Source organism: Streptomyces roseoviridis (assembly GCF_039535235.1).
Taxonomy (GTDB): domain Bacteria; phylum Actinomycetota; class Actinomycetes; order Streptomycetales; family Streptomycetaceae; genus Streptomyces; species Streptomyces roseoviridis.
In genome coordinates this window covers 148,425-172,531 of record NZ_BAAAWU010000001.1, presented here as the reverse complement: position 1 = coordinate 172,531, position 24,107 = coordinate 148,425, and the positions used below count along the sequence as shown (strand labels likewise).

Below are 24,107 nucleotides of genomic sequence, written 5' to 3'. Positions count from 1 at the left end.
GCAGTGGCGATCGGGACGGTGTTCCGCAGCGAGGACTTCGCCGCCGGTGAGCGGTTCGACCGCTGGCGGGAACTGATCCACCGCAGTCGTACGAGCGACATCAGCAGCGACCACGCGGCGGACTTCCCCGCGGAGTTGCGCCTGATGGAGCTGGGGCCGGTCACCGTCTGGCGGACGTCCTTCCCGACCGCGCTCTTCCGCCGGAGCAGGCGCAGGATCCGCCGGGACGACACCGGGCTCTACCACCTGTCCCTGCCGTCCGACGGCAGACTGACCGTGTCGCACGAGCGGGGAGGATCCGCCACGGCCGGCGCCGGCGGACTCCTCGTGGATTCCAGCCGGCAGGCCTGCGAAGCCCTGGCGCACGCCCCGGAACCCACGAGCCGGCGGCGGCCCGGAGTCGTCACCGGCGTGGGCGTGGACCTCCCGGCGTCCGCCCTGCCCCTGCCCCCGTCCCGGGTGGAGCGGCTCCTCGGTCAAGGGCTGTCCGTGCGGAACGGCCCGGGAGCCCTCCTGACGGACTACCTCACGGGCCTCGCCCGGCAGGCCGAACATCCAGCCGGCCGACGCGCCCCGCCTGGGCACGGTCACGCTCGACCTGGTCGCCGCCCTCTTCGCCCACGTCCTGGACGCCGAGGCCGCCCTGCCTCCGGAATCCCGGCGCGACCTCCTGGCCCGCCGCATCCGGACCTTCATCCTGCACGCCCTGCCGGATCCCGAGCTCACCCCGGCCACGGTCGCCGCCGCCCACCACATCTCCCTCAGCCATCTGCACCGCGTCTTCGGCGCATGCTTCCCGGGCGAGACGGTCGCCTCCTGGATCCGCTCCCAGCGCCTGGAAAGGATCCGCGCCGACCTGGCCGACCCGTCCCTGCGCGCCACTCCCGTCCATGTGCTCGCCGCACGCTGGGGGATGCCGAACGCCTCTGCTTTCACCCGCTCCTTCCGTTCCGCGTACGGGCTCACCGCCCGCGACCACCGCCGGCAGGCGCTGTCAGCCAGGGACGCCGCCCCCGCCCCGGCCACCCCCGCCCCTCGGGCCCCGGACGGCATGCGGTAGGCGGTGAGCGGTGAGCGGTGAGCGGTGAGCGGGGGCTCCGGGGTGGCGAGGATCCGGACAGGACCCGCGCGACGCGGGCGCTCACCGCGTCGAGGGCGACGGTGACCCGCGGTTCGCAGTCGTAGAGGGCGAAGGGGGTGCCCCGCGTCCGGACGACCTCGGCCTCGGTCTCTGCCCGGCGGCGGATCGTCTCCCGGCCCTGGATCCGGCCGGGCCACGCCGACGAGCAGGCGTTGCGCAGGAGAGCCCCGAGTGACCGAAGGGGTGGTTTGAACTCCCCGTACGTGTGACGCAGCTGGCACCGCGTCAGGCCGCGCCCCGAGCATGTACGGCGGACGGCTCCCCGTCATGTGAGCCCTCCTCGGACACCCTTCCGCACACCCTTTCGCACACCCTTCTCGAGCCCTCCTGGGAGTGAGCATCTCCAGCACGAACGACACGGCCGCCGCACCGAGCGCACACGAACCCCCGGTCCCGCACGCTTGCGGGGACACACGGGCATCGGTTCCGCCGCTCCCCGTCCGGCCGTCGCGGCGGTCGGTGGTCACCGCGAGCGGCGCCACGGTGCTCGCCGCCGGACTCGCCGCCGCCCCGGCCGCGCCCGCGACCGCGCTGCACCCCGGCACCGTCCCCGCCCCCGCCGCCGCCCCCTCCTTTCTCCCACCCGGCACCGACCCCTCCGCGTACACCACGGTCGCCCGCGCCATCGCCGTGTACGACGCACACGACAGGCCCCTCGTCCCCGGGTATGTGAAGGTCGTCCGGAACGGACTGCCGCCGAGCCGGGGAAGGGCCACCAAGCGGGTCCTGATCGTCGGAGCCGGACCGGCCGGGCTGCTCGCCGCCGACCTGCTCAACCGGGCGGGCCACGACGTCGTCGTGATCGAGGCCAACGGCAACCGGGTCGGCGGCCGCGTCAAGACCTTCCGCAAGGGCGGCCACGAGAACGGACGGCAGCCCTTCGCCGACCCCCGGCAGTACGCCGAGGCCGGGGCCATGCGGCTGCCGGGCAGCCACCCGCTCCTCATGGCCCTGATCGACATGTTCGGCCTCCCCCGCCAGGAGTTCCTGCTCGTCGACGTGGACGTCGACGACCCGACGAAGAAGGCCAACCGCACCTGGATCCACGTCAACGGCGTCCACATGCGCAAGGCCGACTACGAAAGGCACCCCGAAGTCCTCAACGACACCTTCGGCGTCCCCGGCCCCCACCGCACGAAGACGGCGGCCGTCATCCTCGCCGAGGCCCTCGAACCGGCCCGCCGCCTCGTCCGGGACAAGGAGGGAACCGCCCTCGTCGACGGCTGGGCCGAGGTCCTCAGGCGGTACGGCCACTGGTCCATGTACCGCTACCTGACCGAGGCGGCGGGCCTGGACACCAGGACCGTCGACCTCGTCGGCACCGTCCAGAACCTGACGTCACGGCTCCACCTGTCCTTCGTGCACAGCTTCCTGTCCAGCGCGCTCATCGCCCCCGGCACCACGTTCTGGGAGCTCAAGGGCGGCACCGCGGTGCTCGTGGACGCGCTGTACGCGCCCGTGAAGGGAAAGGTCCGGCTCGACCGGCGCGCCGTCCGCGTCGAACGGGCCCGCGGCCGGGTGCGGGTGCACACCGTGTCCGAGGACTGCCACACCGGCGGGGGAGGGGTCACCGAGGTCTTCGAGGGCGACGAGGCCATCATCACCGTGCCGTTCTCCGGACTGCGCCACGTCGCCTTCGACCCTCCGCTGAGCTACGGCAAGCGCCGCGCCGTCACGGAGCTGCACTACGACGCCGCGACCAAGGTGCTCCTCGAATTCTCCCGGCGCTGGTGGGAGTTCACCGAGGAACAGTGGGAGGCCGAGCTGAACTCGGTCGAGGACGGCCTGTACGCCGCGTACAAGGCGGGCCGGGTCGAGGACGGCCGACACCTCGGCGCCCACCGGTCGGTGAAGGACCTGGGCGTGACCGTCCCCGACGGACTCAGGCACTGCTTCACCGCCTTCCGCCCCGCCGCCCCGGGCCGCGAACCCGCGGCCGCCCACGTCCGCGGCGGCGGCTCCGCGAGCGACAACGCCAACCGCTTCATGTTCTTCGAGCACGCCCACCCCATGGAGGGCAGCGACGGCGGCGTCATGCTCGCCTCCTACAGCTGGGCCGACGACGCCCTGAAGTGGGACTCCTACGCCGACGAGGAGCGGTACCTCCGCGCCCTCGCCGGAGTGCAGGCCGTCTTCGGCCGGCGCTGCGAGGTGTTCTTCACCACCAAGTGCAGGACGCAGTCGTGGATGCGGGACCCCTACGCGTACGGAGAGGCGTCCGTGCTCCTTCCCGGGCAGCACACCGAACTGTTCCCCGACGTCCCCACCTCGGAGGGCCCGCTGCACTTCGCCGGGGACCACACCTCCGCCAAACCCGCCTGGATCGAAGGAGCCCTCGAATCCGCGGTCCGCACCGCGCTGGCCGTCCACACCGGCTGAGCGGCACTCCGCCCGACCGCGCACCGGCGGCCCCGCGACCCTGCGGTCGGCCGTGTCAGGGGCTGGCGATCAGCTCGTTGAGCCGGGTCGCCAGCCAGGGCCTGCGGCCGCCGGCCCTGATCCGGCCGCGGACGACCTCCTTCCAGAGCGGCGCGCGCCGGAAGGACACGAGCAGGAAGGAGACGGGCGCCGCGCTGATCCGGCAGTCGTAGGCACGCGGAGGGGCGTCGCGGATGACCGTCGCCGCCCCGCCCTCGACGACAACCGCCAGGCGCGGACCGCCCCCGACCGCGAGGTCGAAGGCGAGGGTGACTCCCCGGGCGCGCACGGGGTCGAGCGCCAGCGGCATCACCGACGGCATGGCCTGGCCGAGCACCAGGCGCGCCTCGTCCGGGGAGATCGACCACGGGAGCCCGGCACCCCGGGCGATGTCCAGGCCGTGCACGAGGCTCTCGCTGAGCATCATGCCGGTCGCCGCCGAGAGGGGGAGGCTGACCTCCGGGCCGAGCCAGGGCGCCGGGACGGGGGTGTCCGGTGCGAGCCGTTCGGTGGACCGCAGGAACGCCTCACCCCGTTCGGCGAGGAAATCGGCCAGGCGGGCGCGGTCCGCGCGGTCGAAGAGGGCGATCGAGGCGGCGTTCACGGCCGCGATCCGCTCGGCGAGCGGCCCGTCGCCCGGCGGCAGCAGGCCCTCCCACTCCAACGGCTCGCCGGCGAAGGCCGAGCCGTACGCGAGGAAGACGGCGGCGAGATGGGACCCGACATCGCCCACCGTCCACACGGGGACACCCGAGGGGGCGTCGAGGTCGGGTACGGCGCGCAGCAGCCGGACCAGGCGTTCCATCGCGGCGTCCAGCGCGGCCCGGGTCCTGACGTGCTCGGCGACGGGATCGAACCCGGTGACGCTGTCCATGCGGCTGTCCATGCGGCTCCCCCTGCTGCTGACGAGCCCGCAGATTACCGGCGGGTAGGCGCGGACGACAGGGCTCCGCGCGATCCCGCGACGGCCGCACGGTGGCGATCACCGTGAGAGGCGATCCCGCGAGGGCCGTCGTACGGCGGGATCACCGCGACGGCCGTGCGGTGGCGATCACCGTGAGAGGCGATCACCGCGAGGGCCGTCGTACGGCGGCTTCCGTAACGGCCCGCGAGGGCGGTACGGCGGTGAGCCCGCGGCCGGTGGCGTCCGAAGGCCGGGACCCCGTGCCCCCGGGCGCCTTCCCGCCGCGGAACCGCGCCGCCCGTGCCGGCGTCCGTCCAGGCATCCGCAAGATCACCAACAGGACGACACACCCTTCCGGAGGAGTCGCCGATGACGGCCACCGCTGCCCGCTACCTCTACCTCACCCGCCACGGCGAGGCCACGCCGGACGAGACCGGCCTGACCGACAACGGCCGCCGCCAGGCCGTCCTGCTGGGAGAGCGCCTCCGCGGCGCCCCGCTCGCGGCGATCCACCACGGCCCGCTCGCGCGGGCCCGGCAGACGGCGGAGCTGATCGGCGAGCAGCTCGACGGTGTCCCCCTGAACCAGTCCGAGGCCGCCGGTGACTACGTCCCCCATCTGCCGCAGCGCGAGGAACTGCCCGCGGAACCGGCCGACGCCATGCTCGGGCACCTGGCCCTGTTCCCCGCCGGGGAACGGGAGCGGGGCCCCGGACTGGCCCGGGAGGCGGTCGCGCGGTTCACGGGCCCGGTCGACGGCACCGAGCCGCGCCACGAACTCGTCGTCACCCACAACTTCCTCATCGGCTGGCTCGTACGGGCGGCCCTCGACGCCCCGAAGTGGCGCTGGATGGGCCTCAACCACGCCAACGCCGCCCTGACCGTCATCCGCTACGCACCCTCCCGCCCCGCGTCCGTCCTCTTCTTCAACGACACCGCCCACCTCCCCGCCGGCCTCCGCTGGACCGGCTTCCCGCCCGAGCTCCGCGTCTGACCGGCGCGAAGCGAGAGGCGCGATTTGATAGGCAAGTCGCTACTTGCCTATCGTGGGGTCATGGCAGAGGATGTCTTCAAGGCGCTGGCCGACCCCACCCGCCGGCGCATCCTCGACGAGCTGGCGGAGCGGGACGGCCAGAGTCTGTTCGAGATATGCGCGCGACTGGTGACCAAACACGGCCTGGGGCTGTCGCGCCAGGCGATCAGTCAGCATCTGGCCGTCCTGGAAGCCGCGGGCCTCGTCGTGTCACGGCGCGAGGGCCGCTACAAGTTCCACGACCTCGACACCGGACCCCTCGAGCGCGTCATGACCCGATGGCTCCGACCCCCCAGCGCCGGAAGCCCCACGAGCACCGAGAGCGCCGAGCGCGCGGACACCACGGAGAGCACCCCATGAAGATCCACCTCACCAGCGTCTTCGTCGACGACCAGGAGAAGGCCCTGCGCTTCTACACCGACGTGCTGGGATTTGTGCAGAAGCACGACGTCCCGCTCGGGAAGGACCGCTGGATCACCGTCGTCTCGCCCGAGGAGCCGAACGGGACGGAGCTGCTGCTCGAGCCGTCCGGACACCCCGCCGTGCAGCCCTACAAGACGGCGCTGGTGCACGACGGCATCCCGGCCGCCTCCTTCGCCGTGGACGACGTCCGGGCGGAGTACGAACGGCTGCGCGGGCTCGGCGTGTTCTTCACCCAGGAGCCGCTGGAGATGGGCTCCGTCACCACCGCCGTCCTGGACGACACCTGCGGCAACCTCATCCAGATCGTCCACAGCGCGTAGGGCCGGGTCCTGGGGGGAGGCACCGCATGACCGACGTACCCCTCGGCCCCGAGCCGGCCGAACACCGGCGTTTCGCCCGGTACCTGACCGCGCTCGGGACCGTCGCCGAGCCGGACGAGGCGGAACTGGTGGCCGCCGTGCTGAGGGACGAGGATCCGGTGATGGCGCAGAGCGCGGTGGTCCGCCACGTCGACCGACGAGCGGCCGAACTGCTGACCGACGCCCGGTTCCCCGCCTGGTGCCGCGCGCTGTCCGGCGTCGTCGCCGGGCGGGACGTGCTCGCCCGCCGGCTGCGCGAATGGACCCTGCTCAGGGCCCTCGTCCTCGGTGAGCCATGGACCCCCGCGGAGCTGACCACCGCCTCCGACTGGTGCCAGCGCACCGCCGTCACCGGTACCTTCGCCGTGTCCCCGGCGGCCCTCGCCCTGCTCGCCGAGCGGGGATGCACACGCCGCGTCCGCCACACGGCCGCACGCCGGCCGCGACACCCCGGGTGACGGCCCCGCACCGGCCCGGCCTCCGTCGAGGACGGCGACGTCACGCCCCGCGGACCGCCGCGGACCCGCCGGCCGCCGCCCTCGCCGATCTCAGAACGCGTGGCCGACGTGCGCGAGCGCCTGCTTCAGCAGGACCGCGTGACCGTCCGGCATCTCGCTCCGCACCGCCGCCGAGGATGCCTCCTGCGGGCTGAACCAGACCAGGTCGAGGGCGTCCTGCCGGGGGCGGCAGTCACCGGTGACCGGCACGATGTAGGCGAGGGACACCGCGTGCTGGCGCGGGTCGTGGTACGGGGTGATGCCGGCCGTGGGGAAGTACTCGGCGACGGTGAACGGCTGGAGGGACGCGGGGATGCGCGGCAGGGCCACGGGGCCGAGGTCCTTCTCCAGGTGCCGCAGCAGCGCGTCGCGTACCCGCTCGTGGTGCATCACGCGCCCCGACACCAGGGTGCGGCTGATCGCTCCGTCCGCGCCGATCCGCAGCAGCAGTCCGATGCTGGTGACCTCGCCGCTGTCGTCCACGCGTACGGGCACGGCGTCGACGTACAGGATCGGCATCCGGGCCCTGGCCATGTCCAGCTCGTCCGTGCTCAGCCAGCCGGGCGTGGTCTCAGTCATGTCAGACATCGCTTGATCATACTTTCCTGGAGGGGCCGCGGTGGCAGAACCGCCCGGGCGCGTCCCGTGTCTTCGTTCCGTCGCGCGTCCCGTCCGCCGTCCGGACGGTCCGGACCGCGGGGGACACCCCAGGGACATCCCCTGCCGACGGGCCCGCCAGTCCTGCGAGTTCGCGCACCCGCGGGCGCCCGCTCCGGCTCCGTCCGTCACGGCCGCCTGGTGAGCTGGATCGCCAGCATGCAGGCGTCGTCCTCGTGGCCGGCCTGATCGGGGTCGGCGAGCACGGTGTCGATCAGGTCCTGCGGCCCGGCCCCCCGCGAACGCGCCATCAGATCGGCGAGGCGCTCGATGCCCTTGGTGACGTCCTCTCCCCGGCGCTCCACGATCCCGTCGGTGTACAGGAGCAGAAGGTCGCCCTCGCGCAGTTCGGTCGTGGTGGTCTCGTACGCGTAGCCCGGCAGGGCACCGAGCAGCGGGCCGCGCTGCGGCGTGTGGAGCGGGGCCGCCCGGCCGTCCCGGAGCAGGAGGGGAGCCGGGTGGCCGGCGTCGGCCCAGTGGAAGGCGTGGTGCTCGTCGATGTGCCCCGTGATCATGGTGGCGGTCTGCCCCGAAGGCTCGCTGCAGACCAGCTCGTTCAGCCAGGTCGTCATCTCACCGGCCGACGCTCCGGTCTGCGCGAGACCGGCCAGCGCGTGACGCTGCTGTGACATCCGCGCCACCGCGTCCAGGCCGTGCCCGGAGGCGTCGCCGATCGCGATCAGCACCCGTCCGTCCGGCAGCAGCCGGCACTTGTACCAGTCGCCGCCCACCGCGGCGTCCGGTTCGGAGGGCTTGTACGACGCGGCGACGGACAGCCCCACCGCGGCGAGCGCCTCGGAGTGGGTCGGCAGCAGCGCTTCGCGCAGGGCGTCGGCGATCCGCCGCTCCGCCCGGGCCTGCCGCCGCAGCCGGTCCGATTCGCGCTCCGTCTCCGCCAGCCGGCGGCGGCTGCGGATCTGCGGGGTGAGGTCCCTGGCCACCAGGTTGACGGCCCACGGCCTGCCGTCGGTGCCGGCCACCGGGCGGCCGAGCAGGTCGAGCGTCCGCACCTCGCCGAGCACCAGGAACCGGATCCGGGTCCAGGCCGGTTCCTCGCCCGCGAGGACGGACGTCAGGAACTCGGAGAACGCCGTCAGATCGTCCGGCAGCAGCGCGTCGCAGAGCTGGTCCAGCGTCCAGGGCATCCGGACGTCGGCGTGGAAGATCCGGCTGAGCCCCTCCGACCAGGTCACCTTCCCCGACAGCAGGTCCCAGTTGCCCCAGCCCAGCGAGGCCAGGTACTGGGCGTCGATCGTCAGCAGCTCCGTCTGGCTCTGCACCGGCCGCCAGGTGACGAGCAGCTGCTCGCCGCAGAGCGCCGCCGAGTACAACAGGGGAGCGCGGTGCAGCCGGCCGAGCCGCTGCTCGGTGTAGTCGACCACCCGGCCCTCCATGGGCCCGCCGCCGCCGGTGACCTCGACGAGCGAAGCGAGCAGGCCGCTGCTCGCCGCTCCCGGCCGTGCCTCCAGGAAACGCTGCCCGACCTGCTGGTCCGGGGACTCCAGCCAGTCGGCCGAACGGGTCCGGTTGCCGGCCACGATGAGGTAGTCCCGTACGGTGCCGGTCCCGTCCTCGCGGATCGGCTCGAGGAGCGCGGCGGACGCGGGGATCGCGCTCAGCGCCGCGCACGTCCCCAGCGTGTCGGGGTCGTGCGTGCTGCACAGACAGCGGGGCGCCGGCTCGCGGGACGAGGCGGACGCCGGGGCGAGCAGTCGCACCGGAGAGGTGATCTCCTCACCCGGTACGGGGGTCGGGGGACGCTCCGCGGTACGCCGCACGGAGCCGCGCAGGGCGGACACCTCCCGGCTGATCAGCGATTTGAGCTCGTCGACGGTGTCAGGCAGCGGAAAATTCACGATCGCCTCCCGGGCCGGGCCACGCGCGCTTCGGGCTCACCCGTGGCTCCGGCTCGCGCGCGCATCGAACCGGCGGCTCGGCCCTCGCGCCACCGGCTGCCACCCGCGCCGCTGCCCACCACGCCCCGGATCATGCGTGCCGCCCGCGGCCTCCGGTACGGCGAAGGGCCCCGTCACCCGTCCGGAGGCACCCCGGAGCAGGACCGGCCCGACCGCCTCCGCACAATCGAGGGGGCGCGGCACGGGGGCCACGCGGACGGGTCACCGAGGCGCGTCGCGCGGGCGCGTCACGAAAATCCCTCCCTGCCCGTCCATGAGGCAGGGGGCCGGCCGGGGCAGTCCGGCCGGCCCCACGGACGCCACCCGCCCGGGAGAACGGAGAGTGATGCGATGATCGGGACCGTGTTCCGCAGCGAGGACGTGCCGACGGAGGACAGGTTCGACTGCTGGCGCGAGCTCACCGGACGGACGCGGCACTGCGAGGCGATCAGCCCCCACGCCGCCGACTACCGGGCGGAGCTGCGGCACATGGAGATGGGCCCCGTGACCGTGTGGAAGACCTCCATACCGCCCACCCGCTTCGTGCGGAACGCGACCATGGCACGCCGCGACGACCCCGAGCTCTACCACCTCACGCTCGTGCTCGACGGCGACCTCGCCGTGAGCCCCGACGCCGGCCCGACGGCCACGGTCGGCCCGAGCTGCCTCACCCTCATCGACAGCTCGACGCCCTACGACGTCCGCTCGTACGACGCCGGCTCCTACGACGCCCGCGCGTACGAGACCCGGTCCGCCGGCCCGGAGCGCGACCGCGTGGTCGGGGGCGTGGCCGTCGACCTGCCCAAGGCGATGCTCCCGCTGTCGCCGCACCGCGTGCGCCACCTGCTGGGCCGTTCGCTCCCCGCCCGCGAAGGCACCGGCGCGCTCCTCGCGGACTTCCTCGTCGGCCTCGAACGGCAGGCCGCCTTCCTCCAGCCCTCCGACGGCCCCCGCCTCGGCACGGTCGTACGGGACCTCATGGCGGCCTGGCTCGCCCACCTGCTGGAGGCCGAAGCCGCGCTGCCCCCCGAGACCCGCCAGGAGGCCCTGCTCCAGCACATCCGCGCGTTCATCCAGCGCAACCTGCACGACCCGGAGCTGACCCCCGGTGTGATCGCCGCGGCGCACCACATCTCGCTCAGCCACCTGCACCGCGTCTTCACCCGGCAGTCGGGCGGCGAGACGGTGGCTGCCTCGATACGCGCCCAGCGACTGGACAGGGCGCACCGCGACCTGGCGGACCCGGCGCTGCAGACGACCCCGATCCACGCGGTCGCCGCACGCTGGGGCATGACCCGTGCCTCCGACTTCACCCGGGCCTTCCGAGCCGCCTACGGGCTCTCGCCCAAGGAGCACCGGCAGCGGTCGCTGAGCGGGGCCGACACGCGCTGAGCCGGGCCCGGGCGCACTCCACCGGCCCCGGCACGCCGGGACGACGGCCGCGCGAAGCCGGGAACTACGCTGGAGGTGCGGCACGGACTGGGAGGCGGCCGTGACAGGGGTTCGTCAGCGCCGGTTCCACCTCGACCAGGGTGGGCATTCCGTCACCGTCGTGTGGGAGGCCGGACGGCATCGGGCCGAGTTGCTCGTCGACGGCAAAGTCGTGGCCGTGGCGCGCACGGCACCCGGCGCGACCACAGAGCTCCGCGGCGAGATCGCCGAACCGGACCGCGTCCTGCGGCCGCTGACGGTCCGCCTGGCCGACCTGCCCGACGCCGAACCCCTGTGCGCCGCGGTCATCGAGGGCCGGCAGTACCTGATGCCGCTGGCCCCGCTCACCAGACGGGAACACTGCCCGGCCGAGCCGCCGCCCCCGCCCCGTACACCCGCCGAACTCCTGGCGCGCTGGCGCCGCCGCCTGCGCCGCCGCCTGCGCCGGCGCGCCCGCCGGTTCGGGGGCGGTTGAGCCGGGAAGGGGCACGCCGATTCCCCCTTGTCGGGGATCGGCGCTGGTCAGATGGGGTGAAGTGGACGCGTGCCTCGTGTCCCGAGGGCGGCCGTGCCGTGTTGATGGAGGCGTGAGTACCTCAAGCACACCACCCCCGATACTGCCCGCCGCTCCCGCGCCCCTGACCGCCCGCTCCCCGCACGACCCGGGCGCGGACACCGCGCCCGGCGTCATAGTCGTCGACGCCTGCACCACCCTCGGCACGACGCTGGTCGTCCAGGTCAGCGGGGAGATCGACCGCTTCAGCAGCGCCCCGCTCGGGGCCCTGCTGGTCTCGGCGGCCGCGGAGGGATACACCGGCCTTGTGCTCGACACCTTCCGGGTCACCTTCTGCGACTCCGGCCTGCTCCGCGTCCTCGGCTGGTGGCCCCGCAGCGGACGCCGCCTCCGGCTCGTCAACCCCTCCCGCGCCGTGACCCGCCTCCTCGAAGCCGCCTCCTCGAAGCCGCAGCGGCGAGGACACCCGCCGGTGCCGGCCCGCTCGCCGGGGTGACCGCCCGTGACCTCCGGCCGGCCCCCCGCCCACCCGCCGATTCCAGGTCGGACGGCACGTGAGGGTTTGGGACGCGGTGTGGGGCGCATACGGAGGGACAGGAATCGACCGTGTTGAGAAGAGGTACACCGTGGGCATAATCGGCTGGATTCTGGTGGGCCTGATCGCCGGCATCATCGCGAAGCTCCTGATGCCGGGTAAGGACCCGGGCGGCTTCATCGTCACGATCCTGATCGGGGTCGCGGGAGGACTGCTGGGCGGATGGCTCGGCAAGGTGATTTTCGGCGTCGACTCCATCGACGGGTTCTTCGAGCTCTCGACCTGGATCGCCGCCATCGTCGGTTCCCTCATCCTGCTGGCGATCTACCGGCTTGTGGCCGGTGGCAGGAGCCGGCATTCCTGACCGGCGGGTGACCGGAGCGGGCCGGTGACCGGACGCGGACCGAAAGGGGTTCCGCGCCCGGTCACCGGCCCGCACCCATGAGCGCTCACCGCCCGGCGGCTGCCACACGCGGGAGCGCGCCCCGATGCGCGGCTCGACCCGCGGCGCACCCAGGAGACCGGCGCCGGCAGCCCCTCTCACCCCTGCGGGACGTCCCTGACGAACACGAGGGCGTCGCAGTCCGTCAGGTGGGCCGGGTCGAACGGCGCGTAGCCGAACCAGGGGGACACCCTGGGTGCGGGCCGCGTGTCACCGAGGACCGTGGCCAGCAGCCGGGAGTCGACGAGGCACCGGTCCTCCGGGAGGGCGTACAGCAGTCCTTCGAGGGTGTCCGGCGGCGGAGTGTCCACCCCGCGGTGCCGCAGCGTGCCGAGAGCGGTGGCCACGAAGGCGTACTCCTCGCCCAGCTCGGCGCTCACCAGCGCACCGGCGCTCCACCACTCCAGGGGCGCCCCACCCATCCGCATCGTGCTCTTCTCCCGCTGGAGGTGACCGTTGTGGGAGTGGACGAACACCCGCCCCCGAGCGGAGAGCGCCAGGAGGTTGCGGGCCATCATCTGGTCCCGTACCGCGACCAGCCGGGCGAGACGGGCCGGGGAGGCGTCGGCCATCCAGTGGTGGTAGCGGAGCAGACCGAGGGCGGTGCGCGCGTGGAGGCGCGCCCGGTCCCAGTCGTCGCCGGAGGCCGCCCGGCGCAGCTGGGGCGTGTGGGCGTCGAGCAGTTCCACCAGATCGTCCGCGAGCAGTCGGAGCCGCGCTGCCTCGGCCGACTGCCCCACGGACCGTGACGGGTCCCGCATCGCGGCGGGCTCGGTCCACCGCTCGTCCGCTCCGAGGAGCAGGTCCAGCGTCTGCGCCGAGCAGGGAAGCAGCTGTGCCCCCAGCCGCGCGGCGAGGAAGCCGTGGAGCGCGAGGAGGGCCTGCCGGGGACTCGCGGCGGCGGTGATCTCCAGCGGACCGTCGAAGCCGGCGAAGCGGACCTGCTCGGACGCGGGCCGGCCGTCGTTGTGGGCACGCATCCAGCGCACCAGTTCCCGGTTGGCGGCGCAGACGCCCCAGTCGTGGCTGAAGCCCTGCTCCATCACCTCCTCCAGGGTGCCCGCGCCCGAGGTGACGTAGTCGTCGACGAGCAGTCCCCGCAGGCAGTCCGTCTCGATCGCGATCGTCCGGTAGCCCCCCTCCTCGACGAGCTGCCGGAAGAGTTCGTTGCGCAGGCCGAGCAGGGTGTCCTCGGTGTGGGTGGGCTCGCCCAGGGCGAGGACGCGGGGCCGTACCGGGAGCAGCCTCATGAGGGCGGCAGCGTCGACGGGATGGGCGGTGTCCTTGATGTCAGTCGCCATGCCTTCAACGCTATCGTTGAACCCTCGGTGGAGACTTTTCGAGAGAGACCCCGCTGTAAGGTCGGTGCCATGGGGCACAACCTTCAAAGCGGGGAACGGCTGCGTCCGATCGATCTGGCCCGCGGGCACGGTCTGTCCACGCAGGCCGTCAGGAACTACGAAGAGGCCGGCATCCTTCCGGCCGCCGCCCGCACGCCCCACGGCTACCGCACCTACACCTCCCTGCACGCGGCGGCTCTGCGCGCGTTCCTCGCGCTGGTGCCCGGCCACGGCCATCGGACGGCGGCGTCGATCATGCGGGCCGTGAACGAGGGCGCCGTCGACGAGGCGTTCCGCCTCATCGACGAGAGCCACGCCCAGCTCCTCGACGACCGGCGGACCCTCCAGGCCGTGGAGAAGGCGCTGCGCGACCTGGGACCGGGCACGCTGTCGGGGCAGGCGGTGGAGTCCCGGCAGGCGGAGTCCCGGGCGGCGTCCGTCTCCTCGCCGACGCCCGTCACCGGGGCGGGGGAGGGGCCGGTGTCCGGGCCAGGGCCACGGTCCGGGTCCGGGTCCGGGTCGGGGCCACGGTCCGGGTCCGGGGACACGTTCATCGGACCGCTGGCACGGAAGCTCGGTATCCGGCCCGCGACGCTGCGCAAGTGGGAGGGGGCCGGCCTGGTGCGCCCGCGCCGCGACCCCCGGACCGGATACCGCGTCTACGACGAGGCCGACGTGCGCGACGCGCGCCTGGCCCACCAGCTCAGACGGGGCGGTTACCCGCTGGACCAGATCGCACCGCTGATCGACCGCGTACGGGCGGTCGGCGGGCTGGAGCCGCTGCGAACCGCCCTGCACGACTGGCACGGTCGGCTGACCGCCCGCGGGCGTGCGCTGCTGACGGGCGCCGCTGAGCTGGAGACGTACCTCCACCGGCGCGCGTGACGCCAGTGCCGCGGGCGCGCCGCGCACCGGGGCACGGCCTCGGCCGGCGGCGTCGTTCCTGGCGTCGTTCCCCTGTCGTCCCGCGGCATCGGCCCGCCGCGTCGGAGAGTGCCCTCAGCCCGTGTGGAGGATCCGGAAGCGATCGCCTGCCGACGGATCCCGATCGACCACCTGCACCGGCGCGCCGTCCCACTGCCACACGCTGATGCCGGGAGTGCGGGAGAACCGGATCCGCCCGCGGGTCCCCGCCACGTCCACGCGCGGCCACGACGCGGCGGTGCGCGCCCTGTCCGCGCCGCCGCCGGCGAGCCGCAGCACGTCGGCGAGGACGGTGATCGTGTCGTAGCCCTCGAAGGCGACGAACGAGGGCGCCGTACCGAGCCGTTGGCGCAGGGCCCGCTCGACGCGTTCGCCGAGGGGAGTGAGGCGGTCGGGCAGATAGCGCAGGAACGGGATCGCGGTGCCGTCGCCGCCGAGCAGCCGCGCCCACTCGGCGAACTCCGGCTGCCCGGCCGGAGCGCCGACCGTCAGCCCGGCGAGGCGCCGGTCGCGGCGGACGGCCTCGACGACCGGCACGGCCGGATCCGGGTGGCCCAGCAGGAGCAGGAGGGCCGTCGCGCCGTCTTCGGCGAGTGCGCCGCACATCCCGTCCGGATCGAGCGCGGCCATGTCGAGGTCGGCGACGCTGCCGCCGCGTGGAGCCAGGTGCTCCCGCAGGATGCGGGCGCCCGACGCCCAGTAGACGCTCGGCTGGGTGGCCACGGCGATACGGCGGTGGCCCGCGCCGAGCAGGAAGTCGGCGTACGCCCGCCAGCCGCGGGACTGCGGCGGAGCGAGGCGCGCGACCCACCGCGTGGGCTCTTCGGTGAGCGCGTCGAGGACCGCCGACGAGCAGAGGAACGGCAGGCCGAGGACGTCGGCCCGGCCGGCGGCGGCCCGCGCGACGACGCTGTGGTACTCGCCCGCGAGGGCGGCCACGCCGAGTTCCGCCAGTTCGTCCACGGCCGCCACGGCGCGCCGCGGGTCGGCCGCGGTGTCCCGAACCACCAGTTCGAGCGGCCGGCCGTCGATTCCGCCGGCCTCGTTCACGTCGTGAACTGCCAGCGTGAGCCCCGCGAGCAGGTGCCGGCCCGCCTCGGTCCAGCCGGGCCGCGCCAGCGGCACGAGAGCGCCGACGCGCAGGACCGGTCGGGCCGTCCGTTCCGTTCCGGAGGGCGAGGTGGGCGTGTTCATGCGCGGGCGTCTCCCGGGTGCGGTGCGGCTGCCGTGTTCCCCCTGTCGCTGAGTGAACGTCAGGGGCCGCCCGAGAGTAGCCGACCCGGTCCCGGCCGGATCCGGCGGCCGCCTCCGCTCCGGCCGACACCGCGCGACCGCGGGCGGATCGCGACGCCGGCAAGGTGACCCTCGGGCGCCTCGCCGAGGACCGAAGGCCGGGCACGACGGGCTAGCCTGGACGGAGCCCCGTGCCGGCCGTCGGGTCCGGCAGCCACACGTCCGGAGGAGCGCCATCGACACGCCTGCCATCGACACGTCCGGAACGGAGAGCTCCGGTATCGGCACCCCGCCCGCGGACCGGCACGGCCCGGCCCCGCGACCGGCCCGCCGCGGGGCGGGCATCGGCGCCTTCCTGCTGGGCGCCGCGGCCGGCGTCGTGGTGACCGTCGTCGTCGTGGCCGCACTGTGGTGGCCGCGCACCGAGGTCACGTACCGGAGCACCCAGCCCTCGTCGGTGGTGTACGAGGACGGGTTCCCGCACGTCCTGTCACTGGTGCACGAGCACACCCTGTCCGGGCGACACCGCTACCGACTGGTGATCGGCCGGGACGCGAGCGCCTCGTACGGACACTGGGTCGAGGTCGAACCGTACGTGGCGGCCCAGGGCGTCGACTCCACCACGTGGACCGGGCAGGCCGTCCGGATCCGCTTCCGTACCGGCCACGAACTCGCCGTCCCGGCCCGCTTCTTCCTCTACGGCAGATGACGGACGCGGCGGCGCCGCGCACGCCGGTACGCCATGCCGATCGGTTCGCCGCCTCCGGTGCGGGCCCCAGGACGGCACGGAACCGGACCCTGAGCGTCTGGACCGGGAAGCGGCGGGTCTGGACCGGGGAGCGGCAAAAGGCGGCGGCGACGTCCTTGTCGGTCTCGGGGTACGTGGGCTTCGCGAACGCCTCGGCATAGATCAGCCGGAAAGCGTCCTGGGCCTGTGCTGCCGCCGCGCCGTCCATGCGCTCCGGCTCGACGACTCCCTCCGCTCCATATGACGCCCCCTCAGGCCGCCCGCCGATCCACTCGCCCGGAAGCGGAGTCGTTCACGATCTCAATCCTCATTGGCGGGGGGAGTGAGGGGAGTTCACCCCACTTCCTGATCGAATTTCGATCAATCGACCGTGATGCGTTGACTCGATCACCCGCCGCGTCTAGCTTCTGGCGACACCGAACCGCCAGAAGGGTGTGACGCCATGACGTTCGGAGCATCCGGAAGACGACGGGCGGCCGGTCGCCGCATCGCCGCCGCTCTCGCTCTCGCCGGCACCACCGCGCTCGCCTTCACGAGCGCCCCCACCGCCTCGGCGACCGCCGTCGCCGACGCGTCCACCACGGCCGCGAGCACCACCTACGTGGACTGCTCCAGACCGACCGCCGGTGACGGGAGCCAGACCTCGCCGCTCAACAGCATCGCCCAGGCCAACGCCCGGACCTACGCACCCGGTGACACGCTCGCCTTCGCATCCGGCACCACCTGCACCGGCACGCTCGCCCCCAAGGGCAGCGGCACCGCCACGGCCCCCATCACCCTCACCTCCTACGGCACCGGCGCGCTCCCCGTGATCGACGGCAACGGCGCCGCCGACGCCGTACTGCTGAGCAACCAGGACCACTGGCGGGTCGGCAACCTCCACCTGACCAACCCGGCCGCCACCCTCGCCCGCCGAACCGGCCTTCGCATCACCGCCACCGACGGAAGAGCCCACCGAGGCTTCGACATCGGCCCTCTGATCGTCGACCGGGTCGCCGGTCAGACCGACAAGACCAGCCCCACCACCGAGGACTTCGTCCAGTCCGCCGGAATCGTCACGGGCGCGAGCGGCACCAACTCGACGCTCCACGACGTCCACGTCCACCACAACCGGATCAGCAACACCGGCGGAGGCGGCCTCAAGATCCGCGTCGGTGCCATGGCCGTCAAGGGCTCCGGGGTGCTGATCGAGCACAACACCATCAAAGACGTCGGCGGCGACGGCATCATCGCCAGCTACGCCGACGCGCCGATGATCCAGTACAACAACGCCTCCGGCGTGGGCAACGGCGTCTACCCCTTCTCCGGCGGCAACTTCGCCGGCATATGGGTGCTCGGCGACCACAACCCGACCATCCAGAAGAACGCCGTGTACGGCATCACACGGATGTCCGTGGCCGACAGTCAGGCCTTCGACTGCGACTGGGGCAACACCGGCACCTGCACCGTCCAGTACAACTTCAGCCGCGACAACATCGGCGGCTTCTTCCTCGACTGCGACGGCTGCGGCACCATCGGCGGCGCCCGGCAGATCATCCGCTTCAACATCTCCGAGAACGACTGCCGCATGAGCAGCGTCAGCGCGGGCCGGTCCGCGCTGCACCTGTACAACAACGTCTTCTACTGCACCGACAGGAAGCTCGACATCACCCTCCCCGACGAGAGCGTCGTGGAGAACAACATCTGGGTCGGCACCCCCGACTCCCGGCTCCCCACCGCCCCCGGTGTCCAGTGGCTGTGGAACGTCTTCCAGGGCGTCCCCCGGCCGACCGCCAACGGCATCGCCGGCGACCCCCGGTTCGTGAACCCCGGCACCGGCGGCGACTCCCTCCACTCCGCCGACGGCTACAAGCTGCGCTCCACCTCACCCGCCCTGGACAACGGCTCCGTCATCAGCGGCAACGGAGGCCGCGACTACTGGGGCAACCCCGTCTCCACGACGACCAAACCCCACCGCGGCGCCTACAACGGACCGGGACTGTAGAGGGCCCGCACACGAGCAGGAGGAGGCCGGCCCACCCCGGCCCCTCCGGCCGGCCCCCGGTCCGCGCCCCTCCGGCCGGAGGCGGCAACGTCAGTTCATCAGCAGGAGCCGGGTCTGCGGGACGAGCTTCCGGTTCACACTGGTGCTCTGCACGAAGATGGTGAAGTCGTCGTTGTGGTCGGGCCTGACGCGCGCCTCGACGTCCGGCAGCCCCAGCAGGGCCCGCGCCTCCGGGCCCGTGTAGACCAGGTCGGTCTTCTTCTCCACCACCGCGATCTGCTTCCTCGCCTGGATCTTCTCCGGCTTGCTCAGCTGGTAGAACGCACCACCGGTCCGGTACGTGTGCCCGCACTCGACGACCCAGTCCCGGATCCCCGACTCGCGGGTCACCGCTATCAGCTGGTAGGCCGACCGCTCCACCGGAGTGAGACCGGCCGCCGCGATCGTGTCCTTGTTGACCGCGTCGGCGCCCGTCGAGAACACCGCCCGCGACCCACGGATGCCCCGGGCACGGCCCACCATGAACTTCTCGGTGGCCTCCTGGATGACCTGCCCGGCCTCCTCGAGCCCGTGCGTGCTCGTGGCGTCCCAGATGGCGATGTTGTCCTTCGGGAAACCGCAGTTCATCGCCTCGCGCTTGCCCATCTGGTCCGGGACGAGGACGGCCAGCGTCCAGTTGTCCTGCTGGGACTCGATCATCCGCGCCACGGCCTGGACCAGTGCACGCGGATCCCTGGCAGGGGCGTCCGCGCAGCGGTGACTCGCGTTCTCCTGGCCGTCGGTCAGGACGAACGTCAGGAAGCTGTGGTCGCCGTACAGCTGGGCCGTCTGCGCCAGCTCCGCCTGCGACTTCAGCGCCGCCGCCAGCAGGGCCGTCATGCCGCCGACCCGGTACAGCTGCTTCAGGGACGGCATCCGCAGCACGTCCTTGTCGTAGATGACGCACTCCACCTTGTCGGCGAAGACGTACACCGTGACCCGCGTCTCCTGGTCCAGCTCCCTCGAACGGCGGGCGAGATACGCGATCTGCTGATCGGCGACCTCGACGACCTTCCGGCTGAGGTGCGACATGGACGAACTCGCGTCCAGCACGAGAGCGACATGGTTGATGTAGTTCTGGTTTCCGGACATGGCAGCAGCTCCCCCTCGTGTTCCGGCTTGACGTTCCCACCGTCTCACCCACCACTGACAATCGGCCCCGGCTCCCGGACGGGCGGAGTGCGCGACACCCGGCGGCTCACTCTCCGGCCGCGGTCAGGCTCATACCGGTACCGGCTCCCGGCACGAGTGCCGCGGGTGCGCTCAAGGCCCCGGCCCGGCCGGCCGATGGCTGGGTGTGCTCTCACTTTCCGCGCTCAGGGGCCGTCGTCCCCTCCTCCGGCGCCTGCCGCCGACCGGCGCCGGGCTCACCGCCGCCCTGCTGTGGACCTTCGCGCAGGGGCCGGTGGCCCGGCCGGCGGAGACCGTCACGCCGCCCCCGCGGCCGGTGTCGGTGCCGGCGTCCGACCACAAGGGACAACCGCCGGGCCTGCGGGCGCTGTTCGGCTCGGAGAACCGGGTGATGCGCACCCGCGAACGGGTGATCGCCGTGACGTTCAACGCGGCCTGGAACGACGCCGGTGTGAACAGCGTCCTCGGCGAGCTCGCCCGCCGCCGCACACCCGCGACGTTCTTCCTGACCGGCGACTTCGCAGGGCGCCACCCCGCCGTGGTGCGGAGGATCGCCGTGGCCGGCCACGGCCTGGGCAACCACTCCTTCAGCCACCCCCGCTTCAAGGACCTCACCGAGACCGGACGACGACACGAGGTCGTGGCGACGGACCGGGCCCTCCGCGCGGCCGGGGCGGGCCGCGCGCTGACGCCGTTCTTCCGCTTCCCCTACAGCGAGACCAGTCCCGCCCACATCAAAGAGGTCAACGCCCTCGGGTTCGCGGCCGTCGAGTTCACCACCGACACCAACGGATGGAAGGGAACCGAAGGCGGCATGACGGTGGACCGTGCCGTCGGGCGGGCCGTGGACGCACTGCGACCGGGAGCGGTCCTGCAGATGCACGTCGGGGCGTCACAGGGCCGCACGGAGGTGATCGACGCCCAGGCCCTGCCCCGCATCCTCGACGCCCTCACCGCCCGTGGCTACCGCGTCATCGACCTGCGGACCCTCCTCACAGCCTGAACGCCGGGCCCGGGGCCTGACACGATGCCCCAGCTCAACGGCAGGACGAACCCTGCCCCGTGCCCGGATGTCCTGGTCGCCGCACCTTCCCGCGCACCGGTGTCAGGCAGCCCTGCGGCGCCTGAGGGCATAGAAGGTGATGCCGCCGATCAGGAGGACACCGGCGCCGGCACCGAGCGGCAGCGCGAGCCTGTCCACGAGCGAGTCGTCGTCCTTCGCGGCGGCCGCGGCGCCGCCGGTCCCGCCGCGTTCGCCGTTCCCGCTCGAAGCGGACGGCGAGGGCCCCTGGCCGGTGGCGGCGTCGTCACCGAAGAAGAACACCGGGCTGGCATCGGATCCCGGAGTGCCGGAGACGTCCACGGTCAGCGAGATCGGTACGACGATGCCCTTCGCCTCGGCCGCCGGCTCGGCGACCTGCGCCTGGATGTAGTACGTGCCGGGGACGTCGTACCCCTTCGAGTCGGGGCTCCTCGCGTCGTCCTGCCCGGTGATCTCCCAGGGGCCGCAGACCCGCTCGAAGTGCCCGGTCCTCCCCGCGAACAGCTCGGTCGCGCGGTGGTCCTCGTTGCACAGCGTCGACTCGCGCTGGGCGTTGTAGACGGTGACGCCCCACCCGGTGGTGGCGGACTGGGGGAAGTCGCCGGGGACGTCCACACCGGCCTTGACCGTCAGCCTCTGGCCCGCCTTCACCTCCACCCGCCAGAACGGCGCCTCACCGACCGCGATGGACTGCCGGTGGGTGCCCGGCCCGATCGGGGTGGCGCTGTTGAAGGAGAAGCCGCCCTCGGCGGCGGCACCGCTGCGCGGCTCGGGGACGCGCGGCCCGGACGCCTGCGTCGACCGGTCGGCGATGCCGACGAGGAGCTCGACGGGCATCGGCTCGTCGCCGGGCCGGGTCACCTGGTTCTCGACCACGATGCAGCCGGTGTCGCCCGGGGCGGGAGATTCGTCGCCCGCTCCGGGCTTGCTGCGACCGCCGGTGGAGAGGACGTTCGCCCACCCCATCGACTGGGAGAACTCCCGCAGCCAGGCGTGTGGTTTGCCGCTGCCCGCCGGGCCGGCGGCCACCGTGATGAGGGAACCGCGCGAGTACCCCTCCTCGGCGACGGCGGTGGCGCTCACCTGGAGCCGCTGGTCCGGCCGCTTCTTGACCCTGTAGTAGAGGTCGCGTCCGCCGGTGAACCGGTCCAGGTACTGGCCGGGGGTGACCAGCGGGGCGTCCTGGCAGCCGTTCAGGGATCCCGAGACCGGTGTACCGGTGGCGTGGTAGGTCCGCCACGCCGTGCGGAACAGGGTGCCCAGACGGTCCGTCAGGGAGTCGCCGTCCTCGGCGTCCGCGTACGACCCGTCGGTCACGTCGGCGATGCACTTCAGCTGCGCACGGGCCGAGGAGGGCGCCCGGAACCCGATCACGTCCACGGCGAGGTCGATGCCCTGGGCCTTGAGTTCGCGGGCCACCTCGCACGGAGGCGGCGGCGCGCAGGTGTCGTCACCGTCCGACACCAGGACGATGCGGCGCTTTCCGCTCGTGCCGAGGTCCTTGGCGGCCTCGCGGAGCGAGACGCCGATCGGGGTGAACCCGACGGCCTTGAAGCCCGCGACCCGCTGCTTGGCGTCGGCACGCGCCGCGCGGTCCATCGGAGTGACCGGCAGGACCTGCTGCGTGTCGGCGCAGCCCCGCTTCTTGTCCTCTCCCGGGTACGTGGCTCCGTAGACGCGCAGCCCCAGCGGGGCCTGCTCGGGGGCGGTGTCGATGATGCGGGTGACGGCCTGTTTGGCGGCGGCCAGGCGGGTCCGACCACCGGCGTCCTTCTCGTTCATCGACCCCGACAGGTCGAGAACGAGGTCGATCCGTGCGGGCTCCGGCGCCTCGGTCGCGGCATCGGCGGCACGCGCGGTCGCCGCCGGCGACAGGAGCGTGCCGAGCGTCAGCAGGGCGACAGCGGCGAGCACGCGCCGGCGTGGTCTCGAATGCATGAAGGCGATCTCCAGAGGTGTGTCCGTCCAGGTGCGGAAGCCACCCGCGGACGAACTCCGCCCCGTGCCGCTCCTGCCCGCGCGGTTCGCACCCCTCACGGCAGTGCTTCCGGGGTGGCCTCGGCGGTGTGCCGGTCCACCGGCATCCGGCACGGCACCCGTGACCGGCGAGTGGCTCCGGAGGCGAGTCTCGCGCCGATCGATCGGTCTTTCCAGGGGCTCCCAGTGCAGATAATGGGGCCGCCCCCGGCCCCCGCGCATGATGCCCCCTGGCCCCGAGTCCCGCGCCCGCCTGGGATAACGTCCCTCTCCGGACGATAGGGAGGGACGTCGTGCAGGTCGAGGTGCGGGGGCGACGGGCCCGTCGGTGGGTGGCCTTCGGGCTGATCGCGTTCGGAGCGCTGTTCTCCGTCATCGGGTTGGTTCTCGCGGGAGTGTCGGTCTCCTACGTGGCCGACGGGGAGCGTGCGTCGGGCACGGTGGTGGCCCTCGACTGGCAGGGCGGCCACGCCGGCGGCTCCCGCAAGAGCCGCTCCGGGAACGAGCCGGTGGCGCACCCGGTGGTCGAGTTCACCCCGGCCGGCGGCACACCGACGAGGTTCCGCGAGTTCACGGGTTCCAACCCGCCGGCGTACGAGGTGGGCGAACGGGTCGACGTCCGCTACCGCGCCGACTCCCCCGAGGACGCCCGGATCGAGGCCTTCACCACGATGTGGCTGCTGCCGCTGGTCTTCGGCGGACTCGGTCTCCTGATCGCGGGCGTCGGCACGGGCATCGCGCTGTACGGCCGCGAACGTTCCTGAAGCACCCGCCTGCAGCCGTACTTGAGACGCGCGCCGTGCGGGGGACGGAAGGGCTTCGGCCGGTTGGCCGGCCCCTCACGCCTGCCGTGAACGGCGCCTCAGTTGCCGCACGGCGAGGGTCCCGCCGGTCACCGTGGCGCCGGCTGCCAGGGACAGGCCCATGACCCACGTGAGATCCGTGGGGCCCGACGCACCGCCGATTCCCGCCTCGGTGCCGCGCGTCGGCATGACAGGGGTGGCCGGTCGAAGGGGAGTCGGGGTGGTACTCGGGTTCACCGGCTGGACGGCTTCGCCGCTCGGGCTGACGGGCCGCGCGGGCTCCCCGGTCGTGCGCCTGGGCAGTGCTTCGCAGGCGATGCCGTCATCGGGCCCCTGATCCTCGTCAAGGCCGTGCGGGTCGCTCGGGTCCCGGTCGAACTCCGCCTGGGCGTCTTCCTGATAGCGAAAGTTCCGGCAGTCGAGATCCTGAGCGTGAGCGACACCGGACAGGGGGGCCAGGGAAGCCACGGCCAGAACCATGCCGGCGACGACAGAGCGACCACTCATCAGAACACCTCCAGTGCTCTCCGAAGTCACCCGTCACGCTAAGAGGGCCCTCGCCCCGGGGCCTGCGGCACTGCTCCGAACGGGTGTTGCGCCCCCTCGCCTCGCGTACGTCCCGACCGACCGACCGACCT

Annotated in this window: 22 protein-coding genes and 1 pseudogene; 15 read left to right on the top strand and 8 right to left on the bottom strand. The window is 73.1% G+C overall.

Annotation, left to right across the window (positions count from 1 at the left end; genetic code table 11):
* The first annotated feature begins 3 nt into the window (after window positions 1–3).
* Both ABD954_RS33535 and ABD954_RS00755 read left to right on the top strand, forming a co-directional pair.
* Window positions 4–1,060, top strand: a pseudogene (locus tag ABD954_RS33535) (AraC family transcriptional regulator).
* A gap of 540 nt (window positions 1,061–1,600) precedes the next feature.
* Window positions 1,601–3,520 carry an FAD-dependent oxidoreductase gene (locus tag ABD954_RS00755; RefSeq protein ID WP_345483745.1) on the top strand — a complete coding sequence of 640 codons (1,920 nt, stop codon included), beginning with the start codon at window positions 1,601–1,603 and terminating at the stop codon, window positions 3,518–3,520.
* A gap of 55 nt (window positions 3,521–3,575) precedes the next feature.
* Here ABD954_RS00755 and ABD954_RS00750 read toward each other — a convergent pair whose 3' ends face one another.
* Complete coding sequence (locus tag ABD954_RS00750) at window positions 3,576–4,445, bottom strand: maleylpyruvate isomerase family mycothiol-dependent enzyme (protein WP_345483744.1); 870 nt, start codon at window positions 4,443–4,445, stop codon at window positions 3,576–3,578.
* Window positions 4,446–4,832: 387 nt separating this feature from the next.
* Here ABD954_RS00750 and ABD954_RS00745 point away from each other — a divergent pair, with 387 nt between their 5' ends.
* The 4 genes from ABD954_RS00745 to ABD954_RS00730 are packed head-to-tail and all read left to right on the top strand — an operon-like array spanning window position 4,833 to window position 6,735.
* Window positions 4,833–5,456: a histidine phosphatase family protein gene (locus tag ABD954_RS00745; protein WP_345483742.1), complete on the top strand. Its 624-nt coding sequence runs from the start codon at window positions 4,833–4,835 to the stop codon at window positions 5,454–5,456.
* 60 nt (window positions 5,457–5,516) lie between these two features.
* Complete coding sequence (locus tag ABD954_RS00740) at window positions 5,517–5,855, top strand: ArsR/SmtB family transcription factor (protein WP_345483741.1); 339 nt, start codon at window positions 5,517–5,519, stop codon at window positions 5,853–5,855.
* Window positions 5,852–6,238, top strand: coding sequence for a VOC family protein (locus tag ABD954_RS00735; protein ID WP_345483740.1), 387 nt, complete (start codon window positions 5,852–5,854; stop codon window positions 6,236–6,238). Before ABD954_RS00740 ends, ABD954_RS00735 begins: the two co-directional genes overlap by 4 nt.
* A gap of 26 nt (window positions 6,239–6,264) precedes the next feature.
* Window positions 6,265–6,735: a hypothetical protein gene (locus tag ABD954_RS00730; protein WP_345483739.1), complete on the top strand. Its 471-nt coding sequence runs from the start codon at window positions 6,265–6,267 to the stop codon at window positions 6,733–6,735.
* A 90-nt stretch (window positions 6,736–6,825) separates the two neighbouring features.
* Here the strand turns inward: ABD954_RS00730 and ABD954_RS00725 are convergent, their stop codons facing one another.
* Window positions 6,826–7,353: an NUDIX hydrolase family protein gene (locus ABD954_RS00725; RefSeq protein WP_345491858.1), complete on the bottom strand. Its 528-nt coding sequence runs from the start codon at window positions 7,351–7,353 to the stop codon at window positions 6,826–6,828.
* A 206-nt stretch (window positions 7,354–7,559) separates the two neighbouring features.
* Window positions 7,560–9,287, bottom strand: coding sequence for a PP2C family protein-serine/threonine phosphatase (locus ABD954_RS00720; protein ID WP_345483737.1), 1,728 nt, complete (start codon window positions 9,285–9,287; stop codon window positions 7,560–7,562).
* Between the two features lie 390 nt (window positions 9,288–9,677).
* Between ABD954_RS00720 and ABD954_RS00715 the strand changes: the two genes are divergently transcribed.
* The 4 genes from ABD954_RS00715 (at window position 9,678) to ABD954_RS00700 (ending at window position 12,170) form a co-directional block, all read left to right on the top strand.
* Window positions 9,678–10,718, top strand: a complete 1,041-nt coding sequence (locus tag ABD954_RS00715; protein ID WP_345483735.1) for a helix-turn-helix domain-containing protein — start codon at window positions 9,678–9,680, stop codon at window positions 10,716–10,718.
* Window positions 10,719–10,818: 100 nt separating this feature from the next.
* Window positions 10,819–11,232: a hypothetical protein gene (locus tag ABD954_RS00710; RefSeq protein ID WP_345483734.1), complete on the top strand. Its 414-nt coding sequence runs from the start codon at window positions 10,819–10,821 to the stop codon at window positions 11,230–11,232.
* A gap of 112 nt (window positions 11,233–11,344) precedes the next feature.
* Window positions 11,345–11,767, top strand: a complete 423-nt coding sequence (locus ABD954_RS00705; RefSeq protein WP_345483733.1) for an STAS domain-containing protein — start codon at window positions 11,345–11,347, stop codon at window positions 11,765–11,767.
* 130 nt (window positions 11,768–11,897) lie between these two features.
* Complete coding sequence (locus tag ABD954_RS00700) at window positions 11,898–12,170, top strand: GlsB/YeaQ/YmgE family stress response membrane protein (protein WP_345483732.1); 273 nt, start codon at window positions 11,898–11,900, stop codon at window positions 12,168–12,170.
* A gap of 176 nt (window positions 12,171–12,346) precedes the next feature.
* Here ABD954_RS00700 and ABD954_RS00695 read toward each other — a convergent pair whose 3' ends face one another.
* Complete coding sequence (locus ABD954_RS00695) at window positions 12,347–13,549, bottom strand: erythromycin esterase family protein (protein WP_345483731.1); 1,203 nt, start codon at window positions 13,547–13,549, stop codon at window positions 12,347–12,349.
* A 69-nt stretch (window positions 13,550–13,618) separates the two neighbouring features.
* On the opposite strand from ABD954_RS00695, the gene ABD954_RS00690 reads away from it, so the two are divergent.
* Entirely contained in the window at window positions 13,619–14,473 is an 855-nt protein-coding gene (locus tag ABD954_RS00690) for a TioE family transcriptional regulator (RefSeq protein ID WP_345483730.1), read from the top strand.
* A gap of 114 nt (window positions 14,474–14,587) precedes the next feature.
* Here the strand turns inward: ABD954_RS00690 and ABD954_RS00685 are convergent, their stop codons facing one another.
* Window positions 14,588–15,706: an ABC transporter substrate-binding protein gene (locus ABD954_RS00685; protein ID WP_345483729.1), complete on the bottom strand. Its 1,119-nt coding sequence runs from the start codon at window positions 15,704–15,706 to the stop codon at window positions 14,588–14,590.
* A gap of 436 nt (window positions 15,707–16,142) precedes the next feature.
* On the opposite strand from ABD954_RS00685, the gene ABD954_RS00680 reads away from it, so the two are divergent.
* Together ABD954_RS00680 and ABD954_RS00675 are read left to right on the top strand one after the other, a co-directional pair.
* Window positions 16,143–16,454 (top strand): hypothetical protein, encoded by a 312-nt coding sequence (locus ABD954_RS00680; protein ID WP_345483728.1) that lies wholly within the window; start codon window positions 16,143–16,145, stop codon window positions 16,452–16,454.
* Between the two features lie 481 nt (window positions 16,455–16,935).
* Window positions 16,936–18,477, top strand: a complete 1,542-nt coding sequence (locus tag ABD954_RS00675; RefSeq protein WP_345483727.1) for a right-handed parallel beta-helix repeat-containing protein — start codon at window positions 16,936–16,938, stop codon at window positions 18,475–18,477.
* A gap of 90 nt (window positions 18,478–18,567) precedes the next feature.
* On the opposite strand, the gene ABD954_RS00670 is transcribed toward ABD954_RS00675, so the two are convergent.
* A complete protein-coding gene (locus ABD954_RS00670; RefSeq protein ID WP_345483726.1) occupies window positions 18,568–19,608 on the bottom strand; it encodes a vWA domain-containing protein in 1,041 nt (346 codons plus the stop codon).
* 205 nt (window positions 19,609–19,813) lie between these two features.
* Here ABD954_RS00670 and ABD954_RS00665 point away from each other — a divergent pair, with 205 nt between their 5' ends.
* Window positions 19,814–20,650, top strand: coding sequence for a polysaccharide deacetylase family protein (locus ABD954_RS00665; protein WP_345483725.1), 837 nt, complete (start codon window positions 19,814–19,816; stop codon window positions 20,648–20,650).
* Between the two features lie 102 nt (window positions 20,651–20,752).
* On the opposite strand, the gene ABD954_RS00660 is transcribed toward ABD954_RS00665, so the two are convergent.
* Entirely contained in the window at window positions 20,753–22,627 is a 1,875-nt protein-coding gene (locus tag ABD954_RS00660) for a vWA domain-containing protein (RefSeq protein WP_345483724.1), read from the bottom strand.
* 332 nt (window positions 22,628–22,959) lie between these two features.
* Between ABD954_RS00660 and ABD954_RS00655 the strand changes: the two genes are divergently transcribed.
* Window positions 22,960–23,430 carry a DUF3592 domain-containing protein gene (locus tag ABD954_RS00655; RefSeq protein WP_345483723.1) on the top strand — a complete coding sequence of 157 codons (471 nt, stop codon included), beginning with the start codon at window positions 22,960–22,962 and terminating at the stop codon, window positions 23,428–23,430.
* Window positions 23,431–23,505: 75 nt separating this feature from the next.
* On the opposite strand, the gene ABD954_RS00650 is transcribed toward ABD954_RS00655, so the two are convergent.
* Window positions 23,506–23,949 carry an excalibur calcium-binding protein gene (locus tag ABD954_RS00650; protein WP_345483722.1) on the bottom strand — a complete coding sequence of 148 codons (444 nt, stop codon included), beginning with the start codon at window positions 23,947–23,949 and terminating at the stop codon, window positions 23,506–23,508.
* Window positions 23,950–24,107: the final 158 nt, after the last annotated feature.

What these genes read in the sequence shown, in the direction of transcription:
- ABD954_RS00750 (WP_345483744.1), bottom strand. Translation starts at nt 4,445, where the DNA reads ATGGACAGCCGCATGGACAGCGTCACCGGGTTCGATCCCGTCGCCGAG.
- ABD954_RS00745 (WP_345483742.1), top strand. Translation starts at nt 4,833, where the DNA reads ATGACGGCCACCGCTGCCCGCTACCTCTACCTCACCCGCCACGGCGAG.
- ABD954_RS00740 (WP_345483741.1), top strand. Translation starts at nt 5,517, where the DNA reads ATGGCAGAGGATGTCTTCAAGGCGCTGGCCGACCCCACCCGCCGGCGC.
- ABD954_RS00735 (WP_345483740.1), top strand. Translation starts at nt 5,852, where the DNA reads ATGAAGATCCACCTCACCAGCGTCTTCGTCGACGACCAGGAGAAGGCC.
- ABD954_RS00730 (WP_345483739.1), top strand. Translation starts at nt 6,265, where the DNA reads ATGACCGACGTACCCCTCGGCCCCGAGCCGGCCGAACACCGGCGTTTC.
- ABD954_RS00725 (WP_345491858.1), bottom strand. Translation starts at nt 7,353, where the DNA reads ATGACTGAGACCACGCCCGGCTGGCTGAGCACGGACGAGCTGGACATG.
- ABD954_RS00715 (WP_345483735.1), top strand. Translation starts at nt 9,678, where the DNA reads ATGATCGGGACCGTGTTCCGCAGCGAGGACGTGCCGACGGAGGACAGG.
- ABD954_RS00695 (WP_345483731.1), bottom strand. Translation starts at nt 13,549, where the DNA reads ATGGCGACTGACATCAAGGACACCGCCCATCCCGTCGACGCTGCCGCC.
- ABD954_RS00690 (WP_345483730.1), top strand. Translation starts at nt 13,619, where the DNA reads ATGGGGCACAACCTTCAAAGCGGGGAACGGCTGCGTCCGATCGATCTG.
- ABD954_RS00685 (WP_345483729.1), bottom strand. Translation starts at nt 15,706, where the DNA reads ATGAACACGCCCACCTCGCCCTCCGGAACGGAACGGACGGCCCGACCG.
- ABD954_RS00675 (WP_345483727.1), top strand. Translation starts at nt 16,936, where the DNA reads ATGACGTTCGGAGCATCCGGAAGACGACGGGCGGCCGGTCGCCGCATC.
- ABD954_RS00670 (WP_345483726.1), bottom strand. Translation starts at nt 19,608, where the DNA reads ATGTCCGGAAACCAGAACTACATCAACCATGTCGCTCTCGTGCTGGAC.
- ABD954_RS00660 (WP_345483724.1), bottom strand. Translation starts at nt 22,627, where the DNA reads ATGCATTCGAGACCACGCCGGCGCGTGCTCGCCGCTGTCGCCCTGCTG.
- ABD954_RS00650 (WP_345483722.1), bottom strand. Translation starts at nt 23,949, where the DNA reads ATGGTTCTGGCCGTGGCTTCCCTGGCCCCCCTGTCCGGTGTCGCTCAC.